Source organism: Prescottella agglutinans, assembly GCF_004011865.1.
In the GTDB taxonomy this organism is placed as follows: Bacteria; Actinomycetota; Actinomycetes; order Mycobacteriales; family Mycobacteriaceae; genus Prescottella; species Prescottella agglutinans.
Genome location: NZ_RKLP01000006.1, coordinates 107,937 through 120,136, shown reverse-complemented (window position 1 = coordinate 120,136; position 12,200 = coordinate 107,937). Strand labels below are relative to the sequence as shown.

Genomic DNA, 12,200 nt, shown 5'->3' with positions numbered 1-12,200 from the left:
GGCCGTTGCCGTACCCGACCAGCGGGTGTGGCAACGACCTTCAGCGACCCCTGCGCCCCGACGACGGGGCGCGCTACTACTTCAGCTCAGACGTGAGCAGCTTCCTTCTCAGCTGAAGGTGGCGAGCGCACCGATCAGGCCGAGCAGTGCTCCGACACCCGCGAGCACGCCGCCGATGCCACTCACGACAGGCTGAATCTGCTTGATCAACGCGAGGTCTGCCTCAGAAGAACCCATTACTACTCCTCATCCGAATGTCGTTGCGCGGTTGCGCATGCAGAAATGTACTACAGACCGTAGTAATCGCGCGAGGCGTGAGAGCGGAACTCACTCAGAGCGATTGGGTCCAACGGACGTTTGACCGCTACCGCGGTCAGTCGAAGCCGAGCCAGGAATCCGGCGTGAACACCTCGTAGTGGATGTTCTCCGGGGCGATGCCCTTGACCACGGCGACCCTGCGAACCTGACGCATGAATCGAGGCGAGCCGCAGAGGTACACCTCGGCGCCCGCGTACCACTCGCGGTCACGCAGCAGGGACACCGCTTGCTCGGGATCCTGCACGTAGTAGGTCTCCAGCGAGGATTCCCCCGGGTACGCCTCGAGGAGGTCGCGGATTCGACTCCGGTGGGCGAACGAGACCTCATCCTGGTCGACGTGCACCACGTAGACCGGACGCGTCTCCCCCACGCTGATCATCTGCTGCAGGATGGCGACGGTCAGAGCGGATCCGACGCCGGACGAGCCGAGCACAACCGGATTGTCGCTCGGGACCGGATACGCCGCCCCGGCGGGAATCGATACCACCAGCGGATACCCGATCTCGGCGACGGCGATCAGCCGGTTCGACACCAGGCCTCCCGGCATCGGCTCGACCGTGATCTCCCACGTGTCCGGCGCATCGCCCGACATCACCGTGTACTGACGGATCTGACGGGCACCGTTCTCGTCGATCATCGCAACTGAAACATACTGACCAGCTGCGTAGTTCGTCATCGGCGTGCCTTCGCCGCCGGCCAGCGTGAAGGTCCACACCCCGGGCGCGACCTCACGTCGGCCGACAACCGTGAGCACATGCCACACGCGACCAGCGGGGACCCCCACCGTGCCGTAGACCGACGCCTCCTGCGCGATCAGCGAGTCGGCCATCAACCAGTACACCTCGTCCCAGGCCGCGGCGACCTCGGGAGTCACCACGTCCCCCAGCACGTCGGCGATGGCCCTGAACAGCGCCCGGTGCACGAGGTCGTAGTGGGCCCGCACGATCCCCACAGACGCATGCTTGGCCGCGATCCGCGACATCACCCGGTCCACCGGCGTCGCGTCCTCGGTGACCAGCAGGGTGGCGAACGCCGCGATCGACCCGGCCAAGGCCTTCTGCTGTTCCCCGTTCTCCTGGTTCGACCGATTGAACAGATCGGATGCGAACGAGGGCAGACCGTCGAACAGGTGACGGTAGAGCACCTCACTGATCTCCCCGAGGCGCTCCCCCACCACCGGCAACGTCGCCCGGATGATCGGCAGCGAGTCCGCGGACAGCCGAGACGAATTCAGCGTCGCCACCTTCGCTCCGCCGGCCTCGTCGGCGCCCGCGATTGCGGAGCGCACGACACTGGAGACGCCGACGGGGGCGGCTACGGTAGACATGAGGAAATCAGACCTTTCGCGACCAACCGGTTACCGCTATACAGCATCACCGATCCGGGGACGACAGGCAATTTGTACGGTTCGGGCCGATTGCCCGGATTGTGACTCACGCCTCAGACGGTGGTCCGGGTGTCCCGCCCAGTCGATTTCAGAGCACCTGCTGGACAGGCAGCCTCGAGGCTGCTCACGCTCGCCGGCGAGCTCATGGTCGAGCAAGGGTGCGTGGGATGCTTCGTCTGACTGATCCGTGTCGACAATCTGCGAGACGGTGGTCACCCGCCCCGTGAGTGCCGAGATCAAAGTGAGCGCAGTGGCGTGCAGCTCCTTGGTGTAATCCGCTGTGGCCTCGATCGGCACGAAGCACTCGACGTCTCGAGCGAAGGCGTCGTAGGTGGTGGCCAGCACCCCCGCCGTCGCGAAAACTCCGACGACGACAAGTTGATCGCGACCGAGGCGTCGAAGCTCCTCTGCCAGGTCCGTGGCGAAGAACGCACTGTAGCTTCGCTTACGTATCCACCTCACGTGGTCGCCCTCGAGCCCCCGCAAAGCCATCGCGGTGGCCTGATCACGGGTTGGGCCGAGTCCCCACAGCTGCCCGAGCAGTCCTCGCTGTGCGAGTATCGAGGCCGGACGCGGCCCGCTTCCGATCACCGGCACTTCGTGCGCCGCGGCCCAGTCCACGACTCGCTCGACCTGGGCGCCCAGGCGGGTGCGGACGCCGGCGGCGAGCACGTCGAGGTAGTACGGCTGGAGGTCGTGGACCAACAACGCCGCGCGCGTCGGGTCCAGCGCCCATTCCGGTCCCGCAGCCATCGCGACGAGATCCCCCGAGTCGTAGTCCTCGACGCGTACATCGAACGTTGCCATGCCGACATGATGGGCCATGTCCGCCGCACACGCGATCGGATTTCCGATGGCGAACCATCCACGAATCGAGATCGCGCAAGGACAAAGAACCGCGGATCAGCTTGCACTGCAGGACAATTAGCACACACTCAGCAATGCAGACCTGGTCGCGAACCAGCGGAGAGGGCTGCGTGGCAATCTCGTTCTCGTAGGTCCGGCCGGTCAAGCGAATCATTCGACGTGGCAGCGATCTCCGTGACTTTCAGTACTTGAAGATGCCGACGCATCGAATCATCGGGAAACTGTTGGCGCACCCGGTCTGTCTTCGACGCGGCGGACGAAGGGCAGGCGGACCGACCACCGTCAATGTCGGGAAAACCACACCTGAACTGCGTATTTCGACGCCGACTTCATTGACGCGGAGGACGCGTGCACCGCTACCCTCGGCGGACATGGACGAGTCGTACCCGAATCCCGGAGTTCTGCAGGCCACCTTCTTACCCGCGCAGGCTTCCCTGGCATGGTGGGGCGTCGACGACATCGAGGCGGCACTGACCGCCCACGGCATTCCAGTTGGCAGTGCCGCGGACGTCCGACTCGCGGTTCCGGTCGATGCAACGACCCTCGCGCCGCGAACCGTGCGGACTCGGACGGTCGAACTGGCCGCGGCGCTTCCGGGGCTGCGCGATCTGCGCCCCGAACGGCATTCCGGCGGCATCGGGGCGTCGGTGTGGTCCTGGCGGACGGCGGCGCAGCTGCCGGAGGACGCCGCCGAGTTCGCCGGCCTAGCCGCGACGATGCCCGCCGCGGCGCACGCCGCGCTGGACGGGGACGAGACCTCCATCGACACTCCGGAAGCGGCGCTGCGCAGGTTCGCCGCACTGGTCACGCTGACGGAACACCTGCGGACCGCGGGCCTCCGGGCGACACTGCGCCCCTACCAGATTCTCGGGGTGGCCTGGCTCAGGGCGTTGGCCGGCGAGGGTGGCGGCGTGCTCGCCGACGAGATGGGACTGGGGAAGACGCTGCAGGCGATCTCGCTGCTCGCCATCCGCGCCTCCGCGGGACCGCACCTGGTGGTATGCCCGACCTCCGTCATCGGCAACTGGCGCCGCGAACTCGGCCGGTTCGCCCCCGACCTCCGCGTGACAGTCCACCATGGCCCGAACCGCTCTCTGCCAACGGATCTCGGCGTCGGCAGTGTGGTCCTCACGAGCTACAGCGTATTGCGTTTCGACGCACACGCACTCGCTGACGCGAACTGGGACGCGGTGGTCTTCGACGAGGCGCAACAGATCAAGAACCCCAGCTCGCTGGGGGCCAAGGCTGCCGCCGGGCTGCCGGCGAGGCTCAAGGTTGCGATGACCGGTACCCCGGTCGAAAACCGACTCGAGGAACTGTGGTCGCTCCTACACGTCACCAATCCCAGCGTTCTCGGCACCCGCGCCCGGTTCCGGCAACGGTTCGCAACCCCGATCGAGTCAGGGCGGTCGACCTCGGCCGCGGCGCGACTCTCCGCGGTAATCGGCCCGTACGTGTTGCGCCGCACCAAGGCTGACGTCGCGACGGACCTTCCCCCGAAGCTGCACTCGACGACCGTGTGCACGCTGACGGACGAGCAGACCCGGCTCTACCGCGCAGCTGTGGAAACCGCCTTCTCGTCCGGCCTCGGCACCGGAATCACCCGACGCGGCAACGTGCTGGCTCTGCTGACGACACTCAAACAGGTCTGCAACCATCCTGCACAGCTGAATCCGGACGGCAACCGTTTGTCGGGAAGGTCCGGCAAGTTCGACCGCGCAACGGAAATGCTTGCCGAGATGGTCGAGGAAGGAGGCCACGCGCTGGTGTTCACCCAGTACCGCACGATGGGCGAATTGCTGTCGACGCACCTGACCGCGGAACTGGGCCTGGGTACGGTCCCGTTTCTGCACGGCGGGCTCAGCGCGGCACGGCGGGACGAGCTGGTCGAGACATTCCAGTCCGCTCCCGACGCGTCGCCGGTCCTGATCCTGAGTCTGCGTGCCGCGGGCTTCGGTTTGAACCTCACCCGCGCCGGCCACGTCGTGCACTACGACCGTTGGTGGAACCCGGCGGTGGAGGACCAGGCCACCGACCGGGCTCATCGGATAGGCCAGCGCCAGACGGTCAACGTGCACACCCTCGTGACCGGGGGCACGATCGAGGATCACATCGCAGCGATGCACGAGTCGAAACGCGCGGTTGCCGCGTCGATCGCGGGCGGATCGGAGGCCGCGTTCGCGGACCTTCCCGACGCCGAGCTGCGCGCGATGCTCGACCTCGATGCGATCGGAACGCTGTGATGGGGGCAAAATTCGGCGTCACCGCTTGGGGACGCACCTGGCTGCGAACAATAGAGTCGACGGCCATGTCGGCACCGAATCCTGCTTTGCCCCAGGCTCGTGCACTGGCTGCGCGCGGAGCAGTCACGATCACCTCGGTCGGCGGCGGCGCGATCCAGGCCGAGGTAGCCGCGCGCGGTAGGACGTTCCCCGTGGCCATCGACCTACCGCTCTGGCAGCGAGAAGAAGTCACGGTCGTGCGCAGGATCCTCAGCAGCGCCGGTGCCCGCGATCGGCGGATCGCGGCGGGAGAGTTCCCGGACGCCATCGTCGCGGACCTACGAGACAAGGGCATTTCGGTCGCGGTCGAGGTTCCAGACTGCGCCGCAACCTGCGGGTGCACCGGCCGCCGACGCCCATGCGTGCATCACCTCGCCGTCCTGTACGGCCTGGCACAAAGGATCGACGAGGAGCCCGCCTTGGCTGTCGCCCTCCGGGAAAAGCGCGCCACCCGGGCGCGATCGTCGCGGTCGGAGAGTATCGATCGGATACTGCTCACCGAGATGGACGCAGCGAGGTACTACGGCGACTGAGCCGGCTACGATCGCCACGACGGCGTCCGGGCGGTCCGAACCCAGGTGCACACCTGCACCCGCCTGAGTCATCCGATCAACAAGTAGGCCCCGAACCTACAGTCATGACCGGTGACGTTTCGACGGCGGCCACGGGCCGGCGTGTGGTCAGGTCCTCGCGCCGCCGCGTTGTGCGCCGATCCCCGCAGCCACGACGAAACCGATACCGAGTACAGCCAGGGGATTCGGGATCTGCCGTAGCGCCACGAGCCCGATGAGAGCCGCGACCGCGGGCTCGACGCTCAGCAGCGTGCCGAACGCCCCCGCGTCGAGGCGGCGGAGCGCAAGCAACTCCAGCGCATAGGGCACCACCGGGGCCAGCACCGCGAGCCCGAGGCCCAGGAGCAGGAGTTGCGGCGTCAGGCACGCGACGACGTCCGGCCCCGCCACCAGCGTCGTGACGAGCCCGGCGACCGGCATCGAGATGGACAGGCCGGCAAGGCCGGCCACCTCGTCACCGACCTTCTGCGTGAGCAGGATGTATGCCGCCCAACAGACGGCAGCGCCGAGGGCGAAACCCGCGCCCACCGGATCGACATCGCCGCTCCAGGGTTGTGTCAGCAGCACGATGCCGACGCCGCCGACCAGCGCCCACAGCCGGCCGACTCCGCGGGTTCGGGTCACGGCGATTCCCAGGGGTCCGAGAAACTCCAAGGCACTCGCGGTACCGAGAGGGATCCGTGACGCCGCGGCCATGAACAGAATCGTCATGCCGGCAGTCGCGACGCCCAGGGCCGCCGCGGAACGAAAGGCGCGGCCAGTGAACTGCGCTGGGCGTGGTCGAACGATCGCGACGAGGAGAAGACCGGCCCAGGCAAGCCGTAGCCAGGCGGCACCGGCCACACCCACCTGGTCGATGAGTGCCACCGAGGCCGCGAGACCCAGCTGCACGCAGAGCATCGCAGAGAGCGCCATCCCGGTTCCGGCCCGCGCTGCACTGCGGGCCTCGATCGTCGTCATCAGGTCAGTGAAGCGAACTCATCCGTCAAATTCCACGCGAAGAATATGGACTAATCGTTCAACAATCCTGAACAATGACGTGTATGGACCTGCACCGACTCCGCATCCTTCTCGAACTGTCCCGGTGGGGTTCGATGCGCGAGGTCGCCGACGAGCTCGGGATGACCACTTCATCGGTCTCCCAACACATTGCGGCGCTGACACGAAAGATCGGCACGCCGCTGACAGAACCCGACGGCCGGCGGGTGCGCCTGACGCCGGCTGGTCGGCGACTCGCCGAGCACGCGGTGACGATCTTGGCCGCGGTCGACGCCGCGATAGTGGATCTCGACGTGGATGCGGCGCCGGCCGGTACGGTGCGCGTAGCGGGCTTCGCGTCCGCCATTCGGCGCTCGCTGCTGCCGACCATCGCTCGACTCGCGACGGCCGAGTCGGCGGTGACCGTCATGATCGCCGAACAGGAGCCGTTCGAGGCTCTCGAACTGCTTGCCCGCGACGATGTCGACATCGCGCTCACGTACGACTACAACCTCGCCCCAGCGGCACTTCGCAACGACTTCGCCGCGACCGCGCTCTGGACGATGGAATGGGGGCTCGGCATACATGCGGACCGGCGCCCCGGCCCGCTGTCCTCCTACGCAGACAGCAACTGGATCGTCAACTCGCGCAACACTGCCGACGAAGAGGTCCTGCGCATCCTCGCCTCCATGGCCGGCTTCACTCCGCGGATCACCCACCACATCGACAGCCTCGAACTCATCGACGACCTCATTGCCGCGTGCCACGGCGTCGGTCTACTCCCCCTCGAGCGGGCCCGTCAGCACTCGGAGGTGCAGGTCGGGCGCCTCGACGATCTCGAGGTGATCATGCGAACCTACGCGGTCATTCGCCGCGGTCGCGAACGATGGTCGCCGCTGCGGCTGGTCCTGGACGAACTGAGCGCGAGCAGCGGTTCGACGCCCGCGCATTCGCGTCACTGACGGGCCAACCACTCCGACAGCCGGATCTGCGCCAGCTGCGCGCCGCTTCCCGGCAGCAGACTGTCGCGCTCGAGCACCGCCCCGAAGTACCGGGCCTGCGGATCGGTGACGACCTCGCGCGGATCCGAGCGGGCCGTCAGCACCGTGCCGATCCACTGGTCCATCCCGAACACCTCGGGGCCCGCGACCTCGACGGTGCCGTTCACCGGCGCTCCGGCCGCAGTCGTTGCGACGGCCGCCGCAACCTCCTCGGCGGCCACCGGCTGCACACCGGCATCGGACAACCGGACCTTGCCGTCCGATGTCGCCGAGTCGGCAATTCCACCCGCGAACTCGAAGAACTGCGTCGCGTGCACTAGCGAGTACGGCAGGTTCGCGCCCGTGATCAGTTCCTCCTGCGCGAGCTTCGCCCGCATGTACCCGGACTCGGGCATTCGATCGCAACCGACCACCGACAAGGCGACGTAGTGACCGACGCCGGCCTCGGCAGCCGCGCCGAGCAGGGTCGTGGTGGACCTCCGGAAGAAGCTCATCACATCGTCGTCGGCGAACGACGGCGAGTTGGATACATCGACCACCACGTCCGCCCCGCGCAACACCTCCTCCACTCCCTCACCGGTGAGTGTGTTCACCCCCGTACGCGGCGAGGCCGGAACCGCTTGATGACCATGTCCATTCAGTCGAGCGACGACCGTCGAGCCGATCAGCCCGGTTCCTCCGATTACGACGATCTTCATGCGCATACCTTTCGTCCGAAATCTGCTCGGGGATCACATGTTTCCCCTGCACCGAGGACAAGACGGTCGCCGATCTCGCGACGCCTCAAGGCTACCGAAGGCAACGCATCAGCGGGTGCGTGTGCGGAACCCCGCCGCGAACTGCGGCGATGACAGCGGTGCGCCCGTATCAGTCGGTCACCTCCGGGCGAGCGTGGACGTACTCGGGCGTAAGCCGACAGACATACGAACGGGGGCCCGGTGATCTCGGACCGGGCCCCCACCTGCATCCGACCGGATCGAACCTCGGAGCCGACGAATCGCGCTCGAGGACGCGGACCAGCGTCATCGCCACGGCATCTCGTCGCCGGAACCCGCGATCGTGTACGGATACTCATCGAACGGGACAGGAAGACCGACGAGCGCATCGGCCGATGCAACCACGATCTCTCCGTCCGGGTCGATCAGAACAGCCCCGGTCGCCTGCAGAATCTCGTGGATGACGTCCCATACCTGATCGCCCGAGGGACGCACGAAGCCGAGCGACGCAATCGATCGCCCATCGTCCGCGAGACCGACGGAAACGTCGGTGCAGCAGCCCGACTCGAAGAACAGGCACGCATCTTCGGAGTCCAAAACACCCTGGACCCGGTACTTGCCGAGGACCTTCTCCACAGCGGCACGATCCATCGTCGCGTCACGCCCATCGGAGAACCGCACCACATACACGAACCACGACATCCGCTCACCATAAATGCCCGCACACGGGCACGTTCCAGCACTCCTCGCTGGGGCCGGACTCTCCAGCTCGGTCGTTCACACTCAATCCAGTTGCAGCCCCGGCCTGTACAGGTCCAACCAGGTGTAGATGTCGACGGCGCGATCCAGGCCTGCCCGGGTGACGGGATCCATCCGCATCGGATCCTGTGCTGTCAGCTGTTGCAGCCAATTCCGGTCGATCAGGTCGAACACCGGCGAATTGGTCTCGGACAGGATCTCCTTCGCGAGCTGCTGCAGGTTCGTCGCATACGCCGGGTCCTGCGTCAAGGGGTACCCGCTCTTCACTCGATCGACGACCGACTGCGGGAGAACATGTTTCGTGGCGTGCCGCAGCAGACTCTTTTCACGTCCGTCGAAGGTCTTCAGCGGCCACGGCGTGTTGTAGACGTACTCGACGAGGCGATGATCGCAGAACGGCACCCGAACCTCCAGGCCGGCCGCCATCGAGAGGCGATCCTTGCGGTCCAGCAGAATACGCACGAACCGGGTCAGGTGCAGGTAGCAGACCTCGCGCATGCGGAATTCGGCCGCGGATTCACCGGGCAGGTGCTCGACCTCCGCGCATGCCGCGGCGTACTGGTCAGCAACGTAGCTGTCGATGTCCAATGGTTCGCGCAGCTCCGGATTCAGGGCGTCCCAGGGGGTGTCGCCGGTGAAGGCCGCCCACGGGAAGGTGTCCGCATTGACCGCCCGCTCGGCGTGGAACCAGGGGTAGCCGCCGAACACCTCGTCGGCCGATTCTCCCGACAGCGCCACCGTGGACTGCTCGCGGATCGCCTTGAACAGCAGGTAGAGGGACAGATCCATGTCGCCGAGTCCGGGCATGTCGCGTGCGGTGATCACCGCACGGCGCACAGAAAGGTCCAGCATGTCGACCGAATTCAGCATCACGTTCTGATGTGCGGACCCCACCAACGCCGCGACGTCTCGCGCGTAGGGCGCGTCGGGGGTGCCGCGTACCTCGTCGGGGACGAAGTTCTGCTCCTGATGGAGAAAGTCCACCGAGAACGTGCGCAGTTGCTCGCCGTTGCGCGCCAGACTCGCCGCGGCCAGACCCGTGATGGCACTGGAGTCCAGGCCGCCCGAGAGAAGTACACCGCTCGGTACATCCGAGATCAGCTGCCGGTCCACGGTGTCGGTGAGCAGATCCCGCACGCGCTGGACGGACTCCTCCCTGCCGTCGGTATGCTCGGCCGCCTCCAGGCGCCAGTAGGTGCGTTCGTGAATCCCATTGCGGTCCACCCGGATCAGAGTGCCCGGCGCCACCTCGTGCATGCCCTTCCATACCGACCTGCCCGGCGCCTTCGTCATCGCGAACAGCTCACGAACTCCGTCGAGGTCGACGGCCTTGCGTGCCAGCGGGTTCGCGAGAATCGCCTTCGGCTCCGACCCGAACAAGACCCCGTCCGGTGTCGGGTAGTAGTAGAACGGCTTGATGCCCATGCGGTCCCGGATCATCACCAGCTTCTCGTCGCGCTGGTCCCAGATCGCGAAGGCGTACATGCCGTTGAGATGATCGACGACGCACTCACCCCACTGCAGGTATGCGTGAAGCACCACCTCGCTGTCGCTGTCGGTCCGGAACGAATGCCCCAGAGCCCGCAGCTGATCACGCAGTTCCAGGTAGTTGTATGCCTCCCCCGTGTAGACCATTCCGACGTCCCCAGCCGAGGTGCTCACGCTCATCGGTTGCGCTCCGCCGGGCGGATCGATAATTGCCAGCCGCCGATGCCCGAGCCCCACGTGAGTGCGCACGAATGTGCCGCTTCCGTCCGGACCCCGCAAAGCCATTGTGTCGGTCATCGCGTCGATGACACTCTGTTGTCGGGTCAGATCGGAGTCGAACGACACCCAGCCCGCGATTCCACACATGTAACGCCCCCCAAATTCGGTTACCTGCACAGCAATACGTAGTTTTGTAAAAACGATCTAGAACGTGTTCCAATTTGAAGGATCTGTGGCTATGGTCACAGCCATCGCAAGTCACGTATGGGGAGGGTGTTGCAATGAAGACCAAGGGTGCGTTGCTGTGGGGCGTCAACGAGAAGTGGTCGGTCGAGGAGATCGAACTCGGTGACCCGGTCGCCGGCGAGGTGCAGATCCGGATGGAAGCGGCCGGCATGTGCCACTCCGATCTCCACATCGTCACCGGTGCGACGCCGATGGCGTCCTACCCCGCGATGGGTGGCCACGAGGGCGCCGGTGTGGTCGTCAAGGTCGGCGAGGGGGTGACGGGGCTCGAGGTCGGCGACCACGTCGTGCTCTCGTTCATCCCGGCCTGTGGGCGCTGCCCGTCGTGTTCCGAGGGGCATTCCAACGTGTGCGACCTCGGCATGGGGCTGCTCAGCGGTCAGGCCATCGCCGACGGCACCTACCGCATCCAGGCCCGCGGGGAGAACGTGATCCCGATGTGCCTGCTGGGCACGTTCTCGCCCTACATGACGGTGCACGAGTCCCAGGCCGTCAAGATCGAGAAGGACATCCCGTTCGAGCTCGCGGCCCTCGTCGGCTGCGGCGTCCCCACCGGTTGGGGCTCGGCGACGAACATCGCCGAGGTCAAGCCGGGTGACTCGGTCGCGATCATCGGTGTCGGCGGCGTCGGCATGAGCGCGCTGCAGGGCGCCGTCGCGTCGGGCGCGCGCCACGTGTTCGCGATCGACCCGTCGCCCTTCAAGCGGGAACAGGCGCTCAAGTTCGGTGCCACGCACACCTTCCCGTCGATGGAAGAGGCGATCGCCCCGATCATGGAGATCACCTGGGGTCGCATGTGCCAGAAGACGATCATCACGGTCGGCGAGATGAAGGGCGAGTACGTCGACCCCGCCCTCACACTCACGGCCAAGAACGGTCGCTGCGTCGTCACCGCCATGGGTCACATGGCCGACATGGACGTCAAGCTCAACGCGTTCACGTTCGCGATGCTGCAGAAGGAACTCAAGGGCAACATCTTCGGTGGCTTCAACGCCCGCGTGGACATCCCGAACCTGCTGAACCTGTACCGCGCCGGTCTGCTCAACCTCGAGGACATGGTCACCAACACCTACTCGCTCGAGCAGGTCAACGAGGGCTACCAGGACATGCTCGACAACAAGAACATCCGCGGCGTCATCCGCTACACCGAAGCGGACTGGTAAATCACCGATCGGGCATCTCACGTAATCCGATCCCGACAACGCCTCGGCCGTCGTCTACGACGGCGGCCGAGGCGTTGCACATTTCGGGATGCTCGCGCTTTTCGGGGTGCCGAGGACAGCTTCGAATCCGACGGGAACCGCCGAAGCCGGCACCGCCTCCATGAATGCAGAACTTTCGACGGATTGCCCAAAATCCCCGAATCG

General features: G+C 66.1%; 11 protein-coding genes. 4 read left to right on the top strand and 7 right to left on the bottom strand.

From position 1 onward, the window contains the following. Window positions 1-108: 108 nt before the first annotated feature. The 3 genes from EGT67_RS25465 to EGT67_RS12845 all read right to left on the bottom strand — a co-directional run bounded on the left by EGT67_RS25465 (window position 109) and on the right by EGT67_RS12845 (window position 2,530). Window positions 109-237 carry a hypothetical protein gene (locus EGT67_RS25465; protein WP_277750150.1) on the bottom strand — a complete coding sequence of 43 codons (129 nt, stop codon included), beginning with the start codon at window positions 235-237 and terminating at the stop codon, window positions 109-111. Window positions 238-373: 136 nt separating this feature from the next. Then, complete coding sequence (locus EGT67_RS12850) at window positions 374-1,645, bottom strand: globin domain-containing protein (protein ID WP_127916466.1); 1,272 nt, start codon at window positions 1,643-1,645, stop codon at window positions 374-376. A gap of 36 nt (window positions 1,646-1,681) precedes the next feature. Further along, window positions 1,682-2,530, bottom strand: coding sequence for an isochorismatase family protein (locus EGT67_RS12845; protein ID WP_127916465.1), 849 nt, complete (start codon window positions 2,528-2,530; stop codon window positions 1,682-1,684). A 413-nt stretch (window positions 2,531-2,943) separates the two neighbouring features. Here EGT67_RS12845 and EGT67_RS12840 point away from each other — a divergent pair, with 413 nt between their 5' ends. Next, complete coding sequence (locus EGT67_RS12840; protein WP_127916464.1) at window positions 2,944-4,815, top strand: DEAD/DEAH box helicase; 1,872 nt, start codon at window positions 2,944-2,946, stop codon at window positions 4,813-4,815. Between the two features lie 65 nt (window positions 4,816-4,880). Next, entirely contained in the window at window positions 4,881-5,387 is a 507-nt protein-coding gene (locus EGT67_RS12835; RefSeq protein ID WP_241566006.1) for a hypothetical protein, read from the top strand. Window positions 5,388-5,534: 147 nt separating this feature from the next. Here EGT67_RS12835 and EGT67_RS12830 read toward each other — a convergent pair whose 3' ends face one another. Next, the gene (locus EGT67_RS12830; protein WP_241566005.1) at window positions 5,535-6,386 is read right to left on the bottom strand and encodes an EamA family transporter; all 852 of its coding nucleotides are present in this window, start codon (window positions 6,384-6,386) and stop codon (window positions 5,535-5,537) included. Between the two features lie 83 nt (window positions 6,387-6,469). Here EGT67_RS12830 and EGT67_RS12825 point away from each other — a divergent pair, with 83 nt between their 5' ends. After that, window positions 6,470-7,366, top strand: coding sequence for a LysR family transcriptional regulator (locus EGT67_RS12825; protein ID WP_127916462.1), 897 nt, complete (start codon window positions 6,470-6,472; stop codon window positions 7,364-7,366). On the opposite strand, the gene EGT67_RS12820 is transcribed toward EGT67_RS12825, so the two are convergent. The 3 genes from EGT67_RS12820 to asnB all read right to left on the bottom strand — a co-directional run bounded on the left by EGT67_RS12820 (window position 7,360) and on the right by asnB (window position 10,734). Further along, complete coding sequence (locus EGT67_RS12820) at window positions 7,360-8,103, bottom strand: SDR family oxidoreductase (protein ID WP_127916461.1); 744 nt, start codon at window positions 8,101-8,103, stop codon at window positions 7,360-7,362. The two genes, EGT67_RS12825 and EGT67_RS12820, sit on opposite strands and share 7 nt — an antisense overlap. A gap of 324 nt (window positions 8,104-8,427) precedes the next feature. Next, on the bottom strand, window positions 8,428-8,823 hold the full coding sequence (locus tag EGT67_RS12815; protein ID WP_127916460.1) for a hypothetical protein: 396 nt from the start codon (window positions 8,821-8,823) through the stop codon (window positions 8,428-8,430). 81 nt (window positions 8,824-8,904) lie between these two features. Then, window positions 8,905-10,734 carry an asparagine synthase (glutamine-hydrolyzing) gene (gene asnB, locus EGT67_RS12810; protein ID WP_127916459.1) on the bottom strand — a complete coding sequence of 610 codons (1,830 nt, stop codon included), beginning with the start codon at window positions 10,732-10,734 and terminating at the stop codon, window positions 8,905-8,907. Window positions 10,735-10,868: 134 nt separating this feature from the next. Between asnB and EGT67_RS12805 the strand changes: the two genes are divergently transcribed. Further along, window positions 10,869-11,996, top strand: a complete 1,128-nt coding sequence (locus tag EGT67_RS12805; RefSeq protein WP_127916458.1) for an NDMA-dependent alcohol dehydrogenase — start codon at window positions 10,869-10,871, stop codon at window positions 11,994-11,996. Window positions 11,997-12,200: the final 204 nt, after the last annotated feature.